Source organism: Cellulomonas sp. JH27-2, from assembly GCF_014837175.1.
In the GTDB taxonomy this organism is placed as follows: domain Bacteria; phylum Actinomycetota; class Actinomycetes; order Actinomycetales; family Cellulomonadaceae; genus Cellulomonas.
Genome location: NZ_JACYFR010000003.1, coordinates 665865 through 683592, shown reverse-complemented (window position 1 = coordinate 683592; position 17728 = coordinate 665865). Strand labels below are relative to the sequence as shown.

The 17728-nt window shown below is 71.2% G+C and carries 16 protein-coding genes; 5 read left to right on the top strand and 11 right to left on the bottom strand.

The window, feature by feature from the left end:
- The first annotated feature begins 182 nt into the window (after positions 1-182).
- Genes IC607_RS12175 through IC607_RS12160 form a run of 4 tightly spaced genes read left to right on the top strand, consistent with a single transcriptional unit; the run spans position 183 to position 3775 of the window.
- Positions 183-1346, top strand: a complete 1164-nt coding sequence (locus IC607_RS12175) for an ROK family transcriptional regulator (protein WP_191787618.1) — start codon at positions 183-185, stop codon at positions 1344-1346.
- Positions 1346-1906, top strand: a complete 561-nt coding sequence (locus IC607_RS12170; protein ID WP_191787617.1) for a helix-turn-helix domain-containing protein — start codon at positions 1346-1348, stop codon at positions 1904-1906. The genes IC607_RS12175 and IC607_RS12170 overlap by 1 nt, the downstream gene beginning before the upstream one ends.
- Before the next feature lie 10 nt (positions 1907-1916).
- Positions 1917-2864 (top strand): 2,3,4,5-tetrahydropyridine-2,6-dicarboxylate N-succinyltransferase, encoded by a 948-nt coding sequence (gene dapD, locus IC607_RS12165; protein ID WP_191787616.1) that lies wholly within the window; start codon positions 1917-1919, stop codon positions 2862-2864.
- Between the two features lie 2 nt (positions 2865-2866).
- On the top strand, positions 2867-3775 hold the full coding sequence (locus tag IC607_RS12160) for a hypothetical protein (protein WP_191787615.1): 909 nt from the start codon (positions 2867-2869) through the stop codon (positions 3773-3775).
- Between the two features lie 28 nt (positions 3776-3803).
- Here IC607_RS12160 and IC607_RS12155 read toward each other — a convergent pair whose 3' ends face one another.
- The 3 genes from IC607_RS12155 to fdxA all read right to left on the bottom strand — a co-directional run bounded on the left by IC607_RS12155 (position 3804) and on the right by fdxA (position 6786).
- Positions 3804-5114: a citrate synthase gene (locus tag IC607_RS12155; RefSeq protein ID WP_191787614.1), complete on the bottom strand. Its 1311-nt coding sequence runs from the start codon at positions 5112-5114 to the stop codon at positions 3804-3806.
- A 195-nt stretch (positions 5115-5309) separates the two neighbouring features.
- Positions 5310-6449: a succinyldiaminopimelate transaminase gene (dapC, locus tag IC607_RS12150; protein ID WP_191787613.1), complete on the bottom strand. Its 1140-nt coding sequence runs from the start codon at positions 6447-6449 to the stop codon at positions 5310-5312.
- 10 nt (positions 6450-6459) lie between these two features.
- Positions 6460-6786, bottom strand: coding sequence for a ferredoxin (gene fdxA, locus IC607_RS12145; protein WP_191787612.1), 327 nt, complete (start codon positions 6784-6786; stop codon positions 6460-6462).
- 82 nt (positions 6787-6868) lie between these two features.
- Between fdxA and IC607_RS12140 the strand changes: the two genes are divergently transcribed.
- Positions 6869-7105, top strand: a complete 237-nt coding sequence (locus tag IC607_RS12140; protein ID WP_191787611.1) for a hypothetical protein — start codon at positions 6869-6871, stop codon at positions 7103-7105.
- Between the two features lie 87 nt (positions 7106-7192).
- Here the strand turns inward: IC607_RS12140 and IC607_RS12135 are convergent, their stop codons facing one another.
- The 8 genes from IC607_RS12135 to IC607_RS12100 form a co-directional block, all read right to left on the bottom strand.
- Positions 7193-9817 (bottom strand): VanW family protein, encoded by a 2625-nt coding sequence (locus IC607_RS12135; protein ID WP_191787610.1) that lies wholly within the window; start codon positions 9815-9817, stop codon positions 7193-7195.
- A gap of 113 nt (positions 9818-9930) precedes the next feature.
- Positions 9931-10449: a flavin reductase family protein gene (locus tag IC607_RS12130; protein ID WP_191787609.1), complete on the bottom strand. Its 519-nt coding sequence runs from the start codon at positions 10447-10449 to the stop codon at positions 9931-9933.
- Positions 10446-10874, bottom strand: a complete 429-nt coding sequence (locus IC607_RS12125) for a hypothetical protein (RefSeq protein WP_191787608.1) — start codon at positions 10872-10874, stop codon at positions 10446-10448. The genes IC607_RS12130 and IC607_RS12125 overlap by 4 nt, the downstream gene beginning before the upstream one ends.
- An 81-nt stretch (positions 10875-10955) precedes the next feature.
- Positions 10956-11825 carry a PIG-L family deacetylase gene (locus tag IC607_RS12120; protein WP_370526175.1) on the bottom strand — a complete coding sequence of 290 codons (870 nt, stop codon included), beginning with the start codon at positions 11823-11825 and terminating at the stop codon, positions 10956-10958.
- Positions 11826-11915: 90 nt separating this feature from the next.
- Positions 11916-13856, bottom strand: coding sequence for a translational GTPase TypA (gene typA, locus IC607_RS12115; RefSeq protein WP_191787606.1), 1941 nt, complete (start codon positions 13854-13856; stop codon positions 11916-11918).
- Between the two features lie 152 nt (positions 13857-14008).
- Complete coding sequence (locus IC607_RS12110) at positions 14009-15739, bottom strand: ABC transporter ATP-binding protein (RefSeq protein WP_191787605.1); 1731 nt, start codon at positions 15737-15739, stop codon at positions 14009-14011.
- Complete coding sequence (locus IC607_RS12105) at positions 15736-16695, bottom strand: ABC transporter permease (RefSeq protein ID WP_191787604.1); 960 nt, start codon at positions 16693-16695, stop codon at positions 15736-15738. Before IC607_RS12105 ends, IC607_RS12110 begins: the two co-directional genes overlap by 4 nt.
- The gene (locus IC607_RS12100; RefSeq protein WP_191787603.1) at positions 16688-17614 is read right to left on the bottom strand and encodes an ABC transporter permease; all 927 of its coding nucleotides are present in this window, start codon (positions 17612-17614) and stop codon (positions 16688-16690) included. The genes IC607_RS12105 and IC607_RS12100 overlap by 8 nt, the downstream gene beginning before the upstream one ends.
- Positions 17615-17728 lie beyond the last annotated feature (114 nt).

Here is a 17728-nt window from a genome sequence, read left to right as displayed (position 1 = left end):
CTGACCAGCAACCCGGGCGGCGATGTCCGGATTGAGTGCAACGCCGGAAACGCTAGGTATCGTTTTTTGGACTGTCAATGATTGAACGAGGTGGGAGCGGTTCCATCTTTTGCGCCATATACGGCCTATTAAATGACCGTAGACCAGCCCAAAAACAGGACGTGGTGCCCTACTCTCGGACCATGGCGAGCATCGACGAACGGACCGCCCCTCGGCTGCGCACGCGTGAGGACCTGCTCCAGCTGATCCGCGCGAACGAGGACGTCACGCGTGCCGAGCTCGTCGAGCTCACCCGGATGTCGCGCAGCACCGTCAACCAGGCGGTCGGTCGGCTGCTCGCCGACGGTCGGATCACCGAGTCCGAGGCACGGGCCCAGGGCCGCGGGTCGGGCAGCGGCCGACCTGCCACGCGCCTGCGCGCGGTCGCCGACGGCGCTCCCGTCGCCGGGATCGACTTCGGCCACAACCACGTCCACGTGGCGGTCGCCGACGCGCTGGGCAAGTCGATCGCGGACGAGCGCGTGTCGCTCGACGTGGACCTTCGCGCCACCGACGCCATGGACGTGGCCGTCGACCTGCTGGAGAAGATCCGCCGCGACCAGGGGATCGACCAGCTGTCCACGCTGGTGGCCGGGATCCCCGGCCCGCTCGACACCCGTACGGGGCTGGTGCGCTCGCCGACCATCCTGTCGAGCTGGGTGGGACTGGCGCCCGCCGACGAGCTGCGCGCGCGCCTGCACGACGTCGAGCACGTGCACGTCGAGAACGACGCCGTGCTGGGCGCGTACGGCGAGCTTCGCGCCGGCGCCGGCCGCTACCGCCGCGCGTTCCTGTACGTGAAGGCCTCCCACGGCATCGGTGCGGGCCTGGTCATCGACGGCGCACCGTTCAAGGGCGCCAACGGTCTGGCCGGAGAGATCGGGCACACCAACCTGCCTGGGCACACGGAGATCTGCCGGTGCGGCAACCGCGGCTGCCTCGAGGCCGTCGTCTCCGTGCAGGCGCTGATGGCGCAGCTCGTCCACACCCACCCCACCACCGACCCGGCCCAGATCACGCTGTCGACGTTCGACGACGGCATCACCCGCCGGCTCCTGGACGAGGCCGGCCGCGAGCTGGGGCGGGTGCTGGCCAGCCTCTGCAACCTGCTCAACCCCGATGCGCTGGTGGTCGGGGGCGAGCTGGCCGCCGCCGGGAGCTCGTTCCTGGAAGGTGTCGAGCAGGCCGTCCTGCGCCACACCCAGCCCGCGACGGCGGCGGCGCTCGAGATCATGCCCGCGCACCTGGGGATCCGCGCCGAGGTGACGGGTGCGCTCCAGATGGCGGCAGCGGCCGCGGTGCGCTGATGGCGGGACTCGACCCTGACCTGCTGCGGGCGTTGGTCGCGCTCGCCGAGACCCTCGACGGGATCAACTCGACCGTCCGGCACGAGGCCGAGCAGCGTGCCGGTCAGCGCGACGTCCCACCGGACGAGGTGACGATCCTGCGCATGCTGCTGCGCGCCTCCGGGGTCACGCTCGCCGAGTGCGCACAGGCCACCGAGAAGTCCCTCGCGACCACCCGCCGAGCGCTGCAGGACCTGGTCGCCCGCGGGCTCGTCGTGACGTCGTCGTCCGACGAGCGAGCCGCGACGTTCGCAGCCACCCCTGCCGCGGTCGCGCTGCGTGCTGCGGCGCGTGAGCGCAGTGCACGGCACCTGCGCTACGCCCTGACCGCCCTCCCGGCGGTCGAGCTCGAGGACCTCGTCCGCGCGGCCCCGGCCCTGAGCGCCCTGGCCGCATCCCTCGGGTTCCGCGACCTGCATCCGTCGCTGCGCCCCGCCGCGTCGCCCGGGTCCGGCGAACGGCCGGCGGGCCTCGTCCGATACCCGATACCCCCCGAGACCGCGAGGCCCGCGGTCGACTAGCGTTGCGCCCATGACGTCACGCACCGCCTGGGGGTTTGGTCTCGCAACCGTGACCGCCACCGGCGACACCCTCGACACCTGGTACCCCTCCCCCGCGCTCGGCGCCCCGGACGACGACGCCGTCGCTCCCGCCGAGCTCACGGACGCCGAGCTCACGGACGACGCCCGCGGGGTGCGGGTCGTCGTCGTGCGCACGGTCATCGACCTGGACGAGGCACCGGCCGACGTCCCCGACGCCTACCTGCGCCTCCACCTCCTGTCCCACCGCCTGGTCGCGCCGCACGGGCAGAACCTCGACGGCCTGTTCGGCGTGCTGCCCAACGTGGTGTGGACCGACCGCGGCCCGTGCGCGGTCGCGGGCTTCGAGGCCACACGCCTGCGGCTGCGCACGGCGCACGGCGTCGCGCCCACGGTGCTGGGCGTCGACAAGTTCCCGCGCATGGTCGACTACGTGCTCCCGACCGGCGTGCGCGTGGCGGACGCCGACCGCGTCCGGCTCGGTGCGCACCTGGCGTCCGGCACCACGGTGATGCACGAGGGCTTCGTCAACTACAACGCCGGCACGCTCGGCACGTCGATGGTCGAGGGCCGCATCTCGGCCGGGGTCGTGGTCGGTGACGGGTCCGACGTCGGCGGCGGTGCCTCCATCATGGGCACGCTGTCGGGTGGCGGGCGCCTGGTGGTCTCGGTGGGCGCACGGTCGCTCCTGGGCGCCAACGCCGGCCTCGGCATCCCGCTCGGCGACGACTGCGTGATCGAGGCGGGGCTCTACGTGACGGCCGGCACCAAGGTCATGCTCGTCGGGTTCGGCGACGACGACGGCCGCGTCATCAAGGCGCGCGAGCTCGCGGGCGCGAACGGCGTGCTGTTCCGCCGCAACTCGCTCACGGGTGGCGTCGAGGCCGTGGCCCGCTCCGGTGCGGGGGTCGAGCTCAACACCGCGCTGCACGCCAACTGACGGTGGCCCGTCGCCCGCCGCGCAGGCGTCGCCGGTGGCGCGGGCTCGCGGTGGTCCTCGTCGTGCTCGCGCTGCTGGTCGTGGCCGTCGGCGGGGTCGTCGCGGTGCTCGACAGCCGGCACCCCGCCCCCCCGAAGGCGCAGGTCTGCTTCGCGGGCCAGGGCGACGACCAGTACGCCCTGGCGCCGGCGCAGGCGGACAACGCGGCCATGATCGCCGCCGTCGCCGTGCGTCGGGACCTGCCCGCGCGCGCCGCGACCATCGCGATCGCCACCGCGCTGCAGGAGTCCCGCCTCATCAACATCGACTACGGCGACCGCGACTCGATCGGCCTGTTCCAGCAGCGCCCGTCGCAGGGGTGGGGAACGGTCGAGCAGATCATGGACCCGATCTACGCCACCAACGCGTTCTACGACGTGCTGATCAAGGTCGCCGGCTACCAGGACCTGCCCGTCACCGAGGCCGCGCAGGCCGTCCAGCGCTCGGCGTTCCCCGAGGCGTACGCCCAGCACGAGCCCCGGGCGCGCGTCTGGGCCTCGGCCCTCACCGGGTACTCGACGGCCGACCTGCGCTGCGACCTGCACGAGGCCGAGCCCGGCTCAGGCTCGGCCAAGGCCGTCCAGGCGAGGCTGCGCCGCGACTACGGCAAGCTCCCGACGAAGGTCACGACGCCCGCCGCCGACGCGAAGACCGGAGCGACGATCACCGTCGACGCGCGGTCGCTGGGCGACGACGCGCGCTCGAGCTGGTCGGTGGGTCAGTGGGCCGTCGCGACCGCATCGGAGCTGGGTACGGTCGCCGTCCAGGTCGCCGACCAGCGCTGGGACCGAGGCGCCGACGGCTGGGGGACGTCGACCACGTCGATTCCCGCGGGGTACGCACGGATCACGCTCGCGCCCGACGAGGACTGATCAGCCCTCGTCGAGCGCTGCGACCGAGTCAGCGGGCGTCGACGTCCACGTAGTCGCGCTCGACGGCGCCCGTGTAGATCTGCCGCGGGCGGCCGATCTTCGTCTGCGGGTCCAGCATCATCTCGCGCCACTGGGCGATCCAGCCGGGCATGCGGCCGAGCGCGAACAGCGGCGTGAACATCGACGGGTCGAAGCCCATGGCCTTGTAGATCAGGCCGGTGTAGAAGTCGACGTTGGGGTAGAGCTTGCGGGACACGAAGTAGTCGTCGTTGAGGGCGATCTCCTCGAGGCCCATGGCCAGGTCGAGCAGCTCGTCGTCCTTGCCCAGGGCCTTGAGCACGGCGTGCGCGCTCTCCTTGACGATCGCGGCGCGCGGGTCGTAGTTCTTGTAGACCCGGTGGCCGAAGCCCATCAGGCGGACGCCCTGCTCCTTGTTCTTGACCCGGGCCATGAAGTCCGACGCGTCGCCGCCGTTGCCCTGGATCTCGCTCAGCATCTTGAGCACGGCCTCGTTGGCGCCGCCGTGCAGCGGCCCGGACAGCGCGTTGATGCCGGCGGCGACGGACGCGTAGAGGTTGGCGTGCGACGAGCCGACGATGCGAACGGTCGACGTGGAGCAGTTCTGCTCGTGGTCGGCGTGCAGGATCAGCAGCTGGTCTAGCGCCTTCACCACCACAGGGTCGGGCTCGTACTGCTGGTAGGGCACCGCGAAGGTCATCCGCAGGAAGTCCTCGACGTAGCCGCGGCTGTAGTCGGGGTAGAGCAGGGGCTCGCCCTTGCTGGTGCGGTGCACGTAGGACGTGATGGTGCGCGTCTTCGCGAGCAGCAGCACGGTGGCCAGCTCGACCGTCTCGGGGTCGAACGGGTCCAGCGACTCGGGGTAGAACGTCGACAACGCGTTGATGGCCGACGACATGATCGCCATCGGGTGCCCGCCGCGCGGGAACGTCCCCATGAAGGTGCGGAAGTCCTCGTGCACCAGGGTGTGCCGGTTGACGCGGTCCTCGAACGCGGCCAGCTCGTCCGTCGTCGGGAGCTCGCCGTTGATGAGCAGGTAGGCGACCTCGAGGAACGACGAGCCCTTGGCGAGCTGGTCGATCGGGTAGCCGCGGTAGCGCAGGATGCCCGCGTCGCCGTCGATGTAGGTGACCTTCGACTCGCACGACGCGGTGTTCATGAACCCGGGGTCCACGGTGACCAGCCCGGTGTCGCGCAGCAGCGTCGAGACGACGACGCCGTCGTTGCCCTCGGTCGCGGGCACGACCGGCAGGTCGAGGGACGCGCCCCCGACCAGCAGCTCGACCTTGGTCCCCGTGGCCGTCTCGCCGGCTGCAGTCATGCCTTACCTCCCAGAAGACCCGGCCGGCTGGGTGCGCCGAACAGGTGTGAAGTCGCTGTGCCACGACCGGTCGGGCCGCACGTGTGGGCCCGCCACGGACGACGTCGGCCGTGGCCTGACGCTACCTTCGCGCGAGCCTGCTTGCCCAATCCGGGGGCGGGCGCATTCGACGTGATCCGCGTCACATGGGTTGCGTCAGGCACCCGAAAGGCGTGCGGCGGCGGTCGCGATCCGCTCGTCGCTCGCGGTCAGCGCGATGCGAACGTGCTGGTCGTCGCCGTAGAAGGCTCCCGGAGCCACCAGGATGCCGAGCTCGGCGAGGTCCGCGACGGTGGCCCACGAGTCCTGCCCGCCCGCCTCGGGCCGCGTCCAGAGGTACAGCCCGGCCGACGACGCGTCGACGGCGTAGCCCGCCCCTTCGAGCGCGGACCGCAGCACCGCCCGACGACGGGCGTACCGCTCACGCTGCTCGGCGACGTGCTCGTCGTCGTCCAGCGCCACGACCATCGCCGCCTGCACGGGCGCGGGCACGATGAGACCCGCGTGCTTGCGCACCTCCAGCAGCGCGCCGACCAGCGCGGGATCACCGGCGACGAAAGCCGCGCGGTAGCCCGCGAGGTTCGACTGCTTGGACAGCGAGTAGACGGCGAGCAGGCCGGTCAGGTCACCGCCGGTCACGCGCGGGTCGAGGATGCTCGGGATGCAGTCCGACACCCACGGCTCGTCCCAGGCCAGCTCCGCGTAGCACTCGTCGGACGCCACGACGACGGGCTTCCCGTCCCGCTCCGACGCCGCCCGCGCCGCCGCGACCACGTCGCGCAGCTGCTCCACCGACAGGACGGAGCCGTCGGGGTTGCCGGGCGAGTTCAGCCAGACCAGGCGCACCCCTTCGTCGGCCAGCCGGGCCGCGGGGTCGTCGCACGGCTCCGGCGTCGCACCGGCCAGCCGCGCACCCACGTCGTACGTCGGGTACGCCGCCGCCGGGTGCAGCACGACATCGCCGTCGCCCAGACCCAGCAGCGCCGGCAGGAACGCGACGAGCTCCTTGGAGCCCACCGTCGGCAGCACGGCCGCCGGGTCCAGGCCGGGCACGCCGCGTCGTCGGGCGAACCAGCGCACCACGGCCTCGCGCAGCTCGAGCGTGCCGTGCGTCGTCGGGTACCCGTGCGCGTCCGACGCCGCCGTGAGCGCGTCCCGCAGCAGCGGCGGCGTCGGGTCGACGGGCGTCCCCACGGACAGGTCGACGATGCCATCCGGGTGCGCGCGAGCGCGCTCCGCGAACGGGACGAGGGTGTCCCAGGGGAAGTCCGGCAACGAACCGGTCAGCAGGCCCATCGGGCGCGCGTCAGTCTTCGTGCACGCGCAGCGGCAGCGTCGCGATGATGGGGTGGTCCTTGTCGATCTCACCCATCTTGGCGGCGCCGCCCGGGGATCCCAGGTCGTCGAAGAACTCGACGTTCGCCTTGTAGTACTCGCTCCACTGCTCCGGGACGTCGTCCTCGTAGTAGATGGCCTCCACCGGGCACACCGGCTCGCAGGCGCCGCAGTCGACGCACTCGTCGGGGTGGATGTACAGCGAACGCTTGCCCTCGTAGATGCAGTCCACGGGACATTCCTCGATGCACGCCTTGTCCTTGACGTCCACACAGGGTTCAGCGATCACGTACGTCACGGTGGGTCCTCCACTAGCAGGGTGTCTCTAGTATTCCGCACATGTCCGCACGCGCAGCCCACTGTCCACGGACGAGGCGCACGTGACGCCCGCCACATGGCGGTCGCTGCCCGTCGGGGTGCGCGTGGTGGTGCGGCGGATCCGCGACGACGACCCCGCGCCCGACGAGCCGCCGTACACCGACGTGCTCGGCGAGCTGCTCACGGTCGGCGACGACGGCGTGCTCGTCCGCACCCGCCACGGCGACGTGCACGTCCCGGCGGCCGACATCGTCCTGTCGAAGCAGGTTCCCCCAGCGCCGACCCGCCGCCCCCGCTGACTCCGGGCTCAACCTCGTGTGCTGCCTTTCGCCCGAATAGCGGACGAAAGGCAGCACACGAACGGCGTCGGCCTCGGAGGGCGCGTGTCAGTCGTCCGTGCCGCCGCTGTCGCCGTCCTTGTCGTCCGACGACGGGGGCGCACCGCAGATCACGCGGTTCTGCGGCTTGTAGCGCCAGGAGTTGGACTCCGTCTTCTTCAGCTCGTCCTTGAGGTAGATCTTGCGCGTCACGGTCACCGAGAACCCGGGGTTGCCGGGCAGCGCCGGCTCGCAGGTCTTCGACTCGGAGTAGACGGTCGTCGGCGCGACGACACCGCTGCGGGCGCTCGTCGTCGTCTTGACCGTCCAGTACTTGGTGCCCCAGATCCGCACGTACGCCCGCCCGTCGGCGACCCAGCCCTGCACGAGAGCCCCGTACGGCGTGGTGTTCTTCCAGGCCATGTCGATGACACCCGTGAAGATCGTGGACTCGCGCCCCTCCGGGTACCGGGAGAACCACTCGCTGTGCGGTTGGTGCGTGATGTCCTCCATGCCGGCGAAGAACGCGGCGTTGTAGGTCGTCGTCGACACCTGCGACAGCCCGCCGCCGACGGCCTGGACGTGCTCGCCGCTGACGATGGCCCCGGCGTCGATGAACCCGTGCTTCGCATCGACCGGGCCGAGCGCCTCGGTCAGGCTGAACGTCTCCCCCGGGCGGATCAGCGTGCCCGTGATGTGGCTGAGACCCACCCGGATGTTCTCCGTGCGCTTGGGCTCGGGCGTGAGCGGCGTCGAGAACTCCGAGACGATCTCGTCCACCCTCAGCTTCTTGAGCTCGGCCGTGGACTCGACGGGATCCGACTTCGTCAGCTCGACCGTCGCGTCGCGTTCGTCGGCCACCGCGGCCTTCGAGACGGCGGCGGCGACGTCGTCGGGGTCGAGCGTCTTGCCCGGCTTGCCGGCCTTGATCTTCGGCTTGTCGTCGACGAAAACGAACGACGCGTCCGAGGCCTTGGTCTCGAGGTCCGGCTGCTGGTCCAGGATCTCCTTCGTCAGCTTCTCGCCGTCCAGCTGGAGCACCAGGTTGCCGTCCTTCGGCACCATCGACGCGGCGGCGGACAGGTCGTCCGCGGTCAGCACCGTGAGCTTGCCATCCACCGTCACCGACACGGGCGCGGACACGACCTTCTCGGCCGTCGCGAGCGACGCGTCCGTCTCGTCCTGCGTGATGTCGGGGGCGACGGCCGACGTCGGCAGCTCGAGCGGACGCGCTCCGACCAACCAGTCGTCCGCGACGACCTTGGACGCCTTCACCGTGTCGAGCTTCCAGCCGTCCGCGGCCTTCGTCGCCTGCGCGGACCCGTCGACGAACACCACCGTGCCGTCGACCGGCGTCTTGGACAGTGCCGGCGACAGCGCGTCGACGCTGCGTCCCAGCTCCTTCGCGTCGACCGACGTCACCGGGTCCACCTCGCCCGTCCCGACGACGTGGTCCCACAGCCTCGCCGGCTCCAGCAGGTCGACGCCCGTGAGCTGGTCGACCGTCGCCTGGGCGTCGAACGTCAGACCCGCGTCCTGCGGGTCCAGCGACGCCGTCACCTCCTTCGCGACGACCGGGATCTTCTTGGAGGTCGCATCGCCCAGCTCGTCGTCCAGACGGGTTACGGCGTCCGACGACGACAGACCGCCGATGTCCACCCCCGCGACCGTGGCTCCGCGCGGGACCTTGTCCCCCAGCGCGTACGACGCGGCGACGTACCCGCCGATGAGGACCACGACGATCCCGCCGACGACCGCAAGCCGTCGCGGCCAGCGGCGCTTGCCGTCGTCGGCGTCGAACACGTCCAGCGGAGACTCCTTGCGGGGGGTGGTCGGGACCGGGCCTGCGCTCACCGTGGCCGGGGTGGGTGCGGGAGCCGTCGTGTCGCCCGGGATGACGCGGTGGCGCGCCGGGACCGGCGGCTGCTGCGATGCGTCGCCGGCGGCGGCCGCCGCGCCTGCCGCAGCGGCACCCGTCGCCGCGCCAGCCGCAGCCGCCGGTTCCGCGGCGTGGGCGTGGCGGTGCACCGGTTCTGCCGGCGTGGCCGCGGTTGGGGTGGCTGTAGGCGTGGCGGTCGTGACCGGCGCGATCAGCTCGGTCGCGTCCGTCGTCGCCGTCGGCTCGTCTTCCTCCTGCTGCACCGGGCTCGCCGCCCGGGCCGCGCTCTCACCGTCGTCGGGCACGTCCTCGTCCGTCACGACCTCCGCGGCCGCGGCGCCGTCCGCCTCGGCACCCGGAGGCGCCGGCTCTCCGGGCGCTGCGTCACCTTCGGGCGCGTCGTCAGCTTCGGGCACGTCGGGCGCATCGGCAGCGTCTGGCGCGTCGTCAGCAGCGGGCTCGCCCGCGGGGCCGTCAGCGGCCCCCTCGTCCGGAGCGGACTCGTCCTGCGCAGGCTCGTCAGCGGACTCGTCGCCGGGCTCATCAGCGGACTCGTCGCCGGGCTCATCAGCGGGCTGCTCGGCCGGCTCGTCACTCGTCGACGACGTGTCGTCGACCGCAGGCGCGTCATCCTGCGTCGCGGTGCGAGGGCTCGTGCCCCCCCACACCGGCCAGACGGCGTCGGCCGCGTCGCCGTCGGAGCTGGGCTCGTCGGAGCCGGGCTCGTCGGAGCCGTCCGGCGACGGCACGGTGGGCTCGTCCGCCGGGACCTCGTCCGCGGGCGTGCCGCTGTCCCGATCGTTGCCGTCACTCATGTTTCCCCCACGGTTGCCTGCGCCACCTGCGCCCGCGCGATTCTACGTGCCCCACCTGAGCGTCCTCGCAGGCCGCGCGGGACGGCGCGGCGCGCGACGGCACCCGACCGCGCTCACCCGCGCACCGCGTGCAACCGGCCGCGCAGGTGGACCAGACCGCCCGCGGCAGCGCTGCCCTGCTGGGTCGCCACGACGGTGCCGACCACCAGGTCGTGGTCGCCGGCGGCGTGGACGGCCGACGTCCGGCAGTCGAACCAGGCGGCGGCGCCGTCGAGCCAGGCGGCGCCGGAGACGGGCGCGAGGCGGTGCGGGACGCGGTCGAGCTGGCCGATGGTCGGGCGCCCGGGAGAGGCGAGCCAGTCGGCGGTAGGGGCCTGGGCGTCGGACAGGACGCTGACGGCCCACGCGTCGACGTCGTCGAGCGCCTCACGGACACGCGAGTCCGCGTGCACGGCGAACATCAGCAGGGGCGGGTCGAGCGACACCGACGCGACCGCGCTGGCCGTCATGGCGTGCTGTGCGCCGCGCCATCGCAGCACCACCACCGCGACGCCGGCCGGCAGACGCGCGACCGTGGAGCGGAACAGGTCGGGGTCGACGGGCGTGGCAGCCGGGTCGGGCGCGTCGGTCATGGCCGCGGCTCGTCGACGGCCGGCCAGCCCGGGGCGCCCGCGGTGGGCTCGGCCGACGAAGGCTCCTCGACCGGCACGTCCGCGAACCAACGCCGCGGCGCGAGCGCTGCGACGACGACCATCGCGGGCGAGCCGACCACCCACACCCAGCTGATGGTCTGGTGCGCCGGGACCAGCACGTCACCACCGGGCCCCGTCTGCGCCAGCACCTGGACGGCCGCGAGCACGCCCAGCCCGTAGCCGGCCAGCGGTCCGTACCCTCCCCATGCGCGCACCAGCACCCCGACGGTCAGCACCAGCACGAGCGCGAGGACCACGCCCCACGGCCGGATGCTGCGGTGCACGACCGTCCCGAACCCGCCGATGACCAGCCCGAGGACGAGCGCACCGAGGACCTTGCCGATCGACCTGCCGGAGAGCTGCACGCGCGCCAGGCTACCCGCCGTTCCCGTGCGAGCGTGGCGTGGGCACAGGCGTCGACGCACGACGTCGGCCGACGCGAGAAGTCAGGCGGGCGACACACCTGCGGGCCACGCGGTGAACGCGCCCGGTCGTGCGATGCGGTAGCCCTCCGTGGCCGGGATCGGCGCGAGGACGTCGTTGCTCAGTGCGTACCGCGCGACGGCGGCGGACCCGTCGACGAGCCGTCCGCTGAGGGCGGCGACCGCCTGGACCTGCGTCGCGTGCGCGCGCAGCGCGGCCAGGAGGCGGTCGAGGACGGGGGCGACGTCGACGACGAGGTCGACGTCCTCGTCGGGCACCGCCACCGACGGAAGAGCGGCAGACGGGTCCGGCATGGTGAGCTCGTCGACCGGGACCAGCTCCGCCATGGCGGACCGTAGGACCGAGGAGGCCTGCGCCGCCCACAGCACGACGGGCGCGACCTCGACCAGCTCGACGGCCCGCATCGTGACCTCGTGGGCGCGGACGTGGTCGGGGTGGCCGTAGCCGCCGCCCGGCTCGTAGGTGACGACGACGGCCGGCCGGCGCTCGTCGATCAGGTCGGCGAGCCGCCGCGCGGCGACGTCGATGTCCACGCCGACGAACGCGCGGTCCGGCACATCGGCCGCCGTCCCCGCCTGCCCGGGGGCGAGCCACGCCATCCCGGAGTCCTCGTACCGCTCGTCGGGCGAAGCCCCACCGTCCAGGTACGCGTGGTCGCGGACGCCCAGCGCCGCCAGCGCGGCGGCGAGCTCACCCTCGCGGTGCGCCGCCAGCGCGGGCCCGTCGCCCTCCAGGTGCGTGGGGTCGGGACCGATCACCTCGCCGCGCTCCCCACGCGTGCAGGTGACGACCGTGACGGGCAGCCCGGCCTCGGCCCAGGTCGCCAGCAGCGCCCCGGTCGCGAGCGTCTCGTCGTCGGGGTGCGCATGCACCGCCAGCAGACCGCCACCACGCAGAACGTCCGAGTCTTCGGTCGCTATGGCGACCGAAGACTCGGACGTTGCGTCAGGCATCGCGCCGGATCAGGACTTCTTGTTGCGGGCCGTGATGCGGGCACGCTCGGTCTGGTCGAGCACCACCTTGCGGATCCGGACGATCTCCGGGGTCACCTCGACGCACTCGTCCTCGCGGGCGAACTCCAGCGACTCCTCGAGCGTCAGCTTGCGCGGCGGCACCAGGTTCTCGAAGTTGTCGGCCGTGGCCGAGCGCATGTTGGTGAGCTTCTTCTCCTTGGTGATGTTCACGTCCATGTCCTCGTTGCGCGAGTTCTCACCGACGATCTGGCCCTCGTAGACCTCCTGCGTCGGGTCGACGAAGAACGAGCCGCGCTCCTGCAGGTTGATCATGGCGAACGGCGTCACGGCACCCGCACGGTCGGCGACCAGCGAGCCGTTGACGCGCGTCTCGATCGCGCCGGCCCACGGCTCGTAGCCCTCGGCGATGGACGAGGCGATGCCGGTGCCGCGCGTGTCCGTGAGGAAGCGCGTGCGGAAGCCGATGAGGCCACGGGCGGGGACGACGAACTCCATGCGGACCCAGCCGGTGCCGTGGTTCGACATGGTCTCCATGCGACCCTTGCGCTGCGCGAGCAGTTGCGTGACGGCGCCCAGGTACTCCTCGGGGACGTCGATCGTCATGCGCTCGGTGGGCTCGTGGACCTTGCCGTCGATCTTCTTGGTGACGACCTGCGGCTTGCCGACGGTCAGCTCGAAGCCCTCGCGGCGCATCTGCTCGACGAGGATGGCCAGCGCCAGCTCACCACGGCCCTGCACCTCCCACGCGTCGGGTCGCTCGGTGGGCACGACGCGGAGCGAGACGTTGCCGATGAGCTCCTTGTCGAGGCGGTCCTTGACCTGGCGGGCGGTGACCTTGTGGCCCTTGCCGCCACGACCGGCCAGCGGCGAGGTGTTGATGCCGATGGTCATCGAGATCGCGGGGTCGTCGACCGTGATGAGCGGCAGCGGGCGCGGGTCGTCGGCGTCCGTCAGCGTCTCACCGATGGTGATGTTCTCGATGCCGGCGACGGCGACGATGTCACCGGGGCCCGCCTGCTCGGTGGGGACGCGCTCGAGCGCCTTCGTCTCCAGCAGCTCCGTGATCTTGACGTTCTGCATCGTGCCGTCCGCGCGCGCCCAGGCGACGGTCTGGCCCTTGCGCAGGTTGCCGTTGAAGATGCGCAGCAGCGCCAGGCGACCCAGGAACGGGGAGGCGTCGAGGTTGGTGACGTGCGCCTGCAGCGGGTGGCCCTCGGTGTACGTCGGGGCGGGGATCTTCTCGAGGATCGTCTGGAACAGCGGCTCGAGCGTCTCGGAGTCCGGCAGGCCACCGTCGGCGGGCTGGTTCAGCGACGCGCGACCGGCCTTGGCGGCGGCGTAGACGACCGGCACGTCGAGGATCGCGTCGAGGTCCAGGTCCGGGACGTCCTCGTGCAGGTCGGAGGCCAGACCGAGCAGCAGGTCCGTGGCCTCGTGGACGACCTCGGTGATACGCGCGTCGGGGCGGTCCACCTTGTTGACGACCAGGATCACGGGGAGCTTGGCGATGAGCGCCTTGCGGAGCACGAACCGCGTCTGAGGCAGCGGGCCCTCGGACGCGTCGACGAGCAGGACGACGCCGTCGACCATCGACAGGCCGCGCTCGACCTCGCCGCCGAAGTCGGCGTGGCCCGGGGTGTCAATGACGTTGATGGTGATGCCGTCGGGGTGACCCGCCTGCGCCGCCGCGGGGCCCGAGTACCGGACCGCGGTGTTCTTGGCGAGGATCGTGATGCCCTTCTCACGCTCCAGGTCGCCCGAGTCCATCGCGCGCTCGTCCACGTGCGCGTGCGCACCGAAGGCGCCGGACTGCCAGAGCATCGCGTCGACGAGCGTGGTCTTGCCGTGGTCGACGTGCGCGACGATGGCGACGTTGCGCAGGTCGGAGCGCACGCTCGTGCCGGTCGTGGTCGGCGTGTCCGTGGACATACGGGTACTCATCTCCGAAGTTGGGGGGTGCGCGCCGAGTCGTCGGGCGCCGGTCAATCCTACCGGCTGCGCACGCATCGGCGGGTGTGAGTCCCCCCACCTACGCCGAAGGCCCGCCCGGTGAGCACCGGGCGGGCCTTCGAGGAACGGCGTCAGGCCGCGTCGCCGCCGAACACCTCGAGCTTGGAGCCCGGGATGGCGTCGAGCAGCTCGCGCGTGTACTGCTGCTTCGGGTTGTCGAACACCTCGTCGGTAGTCGCCCTCTCGACGAGCCGGCCCGACTCCATGACGCAGACCTCGTCGGCGATCTGGCGGACGACCGCCAGGTCGTGCGTGATGAACAGGTAGCTGAGGCCCAGCTCGGCCTGCAGGTCGTTGAGCAGCTCCAGGATCTGGGCCTGCACCAGCACGTCGAGCGCCGAGACGGCCTCGTCGCACACGATCAGCTCGGGCTTGAGCGCCAGGGCTCGCGCGATGGCGATGCGCTGACGCTGGCCACCGGACAGCTCGTTGGGGAACCGGCGCATCGTCGACTGCGGCAGCGCCACCATGTCCAGCAGCTCGCGTACCCGGGTCTCCCGCGCCTTCTTGTCGCCGACCTTGTGGACGCGCAGCGGCTCCTCGATCGTCCGGAAGATCGAGTACATCGGGTCGAGCGAGCCGTACGGGTTCTGGAAGATGGGCTGCACCCGACGACGGAACTTGAAGAGCTCGTCCTTGCTGAGCGTGCTCAGGTCCGTGCCGTCGAAGAAGATCTTGCCCTGCGTCGGCTCCAGCAGGTTGAGCACCATGTTGGCGACCGTGGACTTGCCCGAGCCGGACTCCCCCACCACCGCCATCGTCGTGCCGCGCTTCACGGAGAACGACACGTCGTCGACGGCCGTGAAGTCCGTGTGCTTGCCGGGACGAGAACCGCGGATCTGGAAGACCTTGGTGAGGTTCTCGATGCGAACGACGTCGTCGGCCTTGGGCTTGGCCGCCCCGCCGGTCGTCGCAAGCAGCTCGTCGGACTCGACGCCCCGCTCCTTGGCGCTCTGGATGCGGCGCGACGCGAGCGACGGCGCGGAGGCCACGAGGCGCTGCGTGTACGGGTGCTGGGGCGCGGACAGGATCTTGCGGGCCGGGCCCGACTCGACGACCTGTCCCTTGTACATGACGACGAGGTGCTCGGCGCGCTCGGCGGCCAGGCCCAGGTCGTGCGTGATGAACAGGACCGCGGTGCCGAGCTCCTCGGTCAGGCTCTGGAGGTGGTCGAGGATGACGCGCTGGACCGTGACGTCGAGCGCCGACGTGGGCTCATCCGCGATGAGCAGATCGGGACGCGCCGCGAGCCCGATGGCGATGAGCGCGCGCTGACGCATACCGCCCGAGAACTCGTGCGGGTACTGGTTCGCGCGACGCTCGGCATCGGGCAGGCCGGCCTCGGCCAGCAGCTCGTGCACGCGCTTGTCGGCCTCCGAGCCCGTGGCGATGCCGTTGGCCTTGAGGGCCTCCTTGACCTGGTAGCCGATCTTCCAGACCGGGTTCAGGTTGGACATCGGGTCCTGCGGGACCAGGCCGATCTGCGCGCCGCGGATCTCGACCATCTGCTTCTCCGGCAGGTGCGTGATGTCGCGCCCGCCGAACTCGATGGTGCCGCCCGTGACCTTGCCGGTGCCGGGGAGCAGGTCGATGATCGCATGCGCGGTCGTCGACTTGCCGGATCCCGACTCGCCGACGATCGCGACGGTCTGACCCGGGTAGATGGTCAGGTCCGCGCCGCGCACGGCCTTGACCTCGCCCGTCGAGGTGCTGAACGAGACCTGCAGGTCCCGCACCTTGAGCAGCGGCTCGGTGCCGTGCTGGGGGATGGGGGCGCCCGTGGCGTCGAGGTTGGTGGTCATCGCTTCCGTGCCTTCGGGTCGAGGGCGTCCCGCACGACGTCGCCCATCATGATGAAGCTCAGCACTGTGATCGCCAGTGCTGCGGCTGGCCAGAACAGCACCATCGGATCCGTGCGGATGTTCCGCTGAGCCTGGGAGATGTCGGCACCCCAGGAGATGACGCTCGGCGGAAGCCCGATACCCAGGAACGACAGCGTGGCCTCCGCCACGATGAACGTGCCCAGTGCCACCGTGGCATAGACGATGATCGGCGCAGCGGCGTTGGGCAGGATGTGCCGACGAAGCGTCGTCATGCGTGTGGTGCCGAGCGCGGTGCTCGCGGTCACGAAGTCAGAGTTCTTCAGTCCCAGGACCGCACCCCGTGTGATGCGAGCAACCTGCGGCCAGCCGAAGACGCCGAGCACGATGATCACGGTGATCACGCCGCGGTGCGCCTTGAGCGACGACATCACGACGATGGCCGCCAGGACGAACGGAATCGCGAAGAAGATGTCCGTCACCCGCGACAGGAGCGAGTCGAACCAGCCCCCGTAGAAGCCTGCGAGCGCACCCACGGCGACGCCGATCAAGACCACGATGATCGTCGTCAGGACGCCCACGGTGATCGACGGGCGCGCGCCGTAGACGACGCGTGCATAGACGTCGCAGCCCTGGAAGGTGTAGCCCATCAGATGACCGGCCGACGGACCCTCAAGGCTGTGCGACAGGTCGCACGCATCGTTCGCGTTCGGGTCGATCGAGGTGAACAACGACGGCACGATCGCCACGGCAAGCACCAGGACGATCAGCACCGCGGAGATCCAGAACAGCACGCGACGACGCAGGTTGCGCCAGGCGTCCTGCCACATGCTCGCCGGCGCGGCGTGCTCGTCAACCGCATCGACGCCCAGCAGCGGGGTCTCGTCGAGGTCCGCGAAGAAGTGGTGCTGGTCGGGGCGGGTGGTGGGCTCACGCATAGCGGATCCTCGGGTCCAGGACCGCGTACAGCAGGTCCACAGCAAGGTTGGCGAAGATGTAGACGATCACCAGGATCGTCGTGATCGAGACGACGGTCGGACCCTGACTGGTCAGGATCGCGTGGTAGAGCGTGCCGCCGACGCCGTTGATGTTGAAGATGCCCTCGGTGACGATCGCACCGGCCATCAAGGCACCCAGGTCCGCTCCGAGGAACGTGATCACGGGGATCAGCGAGTTCCGCAGCACGTGGACGCGTACGACGCGACCCCGCGCGAGCCCCTTGGCGGTCGCCGTCCGGACGTAGTCGGCGGAGAGGTTCTCGGCGACGGACGTCCTCGTCAGTCGCAGCACGTACGCGAACGACACCGACCCGAGCACGATCGCCGGCATCAGCAGGGTCTTGACGGAGACGTCGCTGCCTACCGTAGGAGGCAGGAGACCCCACTTGACGCCGACCACGTACTGGAGCACGAAGCCGAGCACGAAGGTCGGGATGGCGATGACGACGAGGCTCGCCACCAGCATCGTGCTGTCGAAGATCTTGCCCTTGCGAAGGCCCGCGATCAGGCCGAAGCCGATGCCGAACACGCCTTCGAAGATCAGCGCCATGACGGCGAGCTGGAACGTGACCGGGAAGACGTCCCTCATCACGTCGCCGACGTCGCGCCCGGAGTACGTCGTTCCGAAGTCCAGCGTCAGGATCCCCTGCAGGTAGTGCAGGTACTGCACGAGGAACGGGTCGTCGAGGTGGTACTGGGCCACCAGCTGGTCGTGCAGTGCATCGCTCATGCCCTTGTCGCCGGCGAGCGCCAAGATCGGGTCGCCGGGAACCAGGAACACCATCGCGTAGATGAGCAGGGTCGCCCCGATGAACACGGGGATCATCTGCAAGAGCCTGCGCCCGATGTACCAGGCCATCAGGTCTCTCCTTCAAAGTCGAGGGTCCGCCCGCCCTGTGGGGCGGGTAGACCGATGATCGGGGGCGCGGGCGCCCAACTGCAAACGACACGCGAGCGGGGGTGGGGCCGCTGC

Bases quoted from the DNA above. Each gene is read 5' to 3' on its own strand.
- IC607_RS12175 (WP_191787618.1), top strand. From the start codon at position 183: ATGGCGAGCATCGACGAACGGACCGCCCCTCGGCTGCGCACGCGTGAG.
- IC607_RS12170 (WP_191787617.1), top strand. From the start codon at position 1,346: ATGGCGGGACTCGACCCTGACCTGCTGCGGGCGTTGGTCGCGCTCGCC.
- dapD (WP_191787616.1), top strand. From the start codon at position 1,917: ATGACGTCACGCACCGCCTGGGGGTTTGGTCTCGCAACCGTGACCGCC.
- IC607_RS12155 (WP_191787614.1), bottom strand. From the start codon at position 5,114: ATGACTGCAGCCGGCGAGACGGCCACGGGGACCAAGGTCGAGCTGCTG.
- dapC (WP_191787613.1), bottom strand. From the start codon at position 6,449: ATGGGCCTGCTGACCGGTTCGTTGCCGGACTTCCCCTGGGACACCCTC.
- IC607_RS12135 (WP_191787610.1), bottom strand. From the start codon at position 9,817: ATGAGTGACGGCAACGATCGGGACAGCGGCACGCCCGCGGACGAGGTC.
- IC607_RS12130 (WP_191787609.1), bottom strand. From the start codon at position 10,449: ATGACCGACGCGCCCGACCCGGCTGCCACGCCCGTCGACCCCGACCTG.
- typA (WP_191787606.1), bottom strand. From the start codon at position 13,856: ATGTCCACGGACACGCCGACCACGACCGGCACGAGCGTGCGCTCCGAC.
- IC607_RS12110 (WP_191787605.1), bottom strand. From the start codon at position 15,739: ATGACCACCAACCTCGACGCCACGGGCGCCCCCATCCCCCAGCACGGC.
- IC607_RS12105 (WP_191787604.1), bottom strand. From the start codon at position 16,695: ATGCGTGAGCCCACCACCCGCCCCGACCAGCACCACTTCTTCGCGGAC.
- IC607_RS12100 (WP_191787603.1), bottom strand. From the start codon at position 17,614: ATGGCCTGGTACATCGGGCGCAGGCTCTTGCAGATGATCCCCGTGTTC.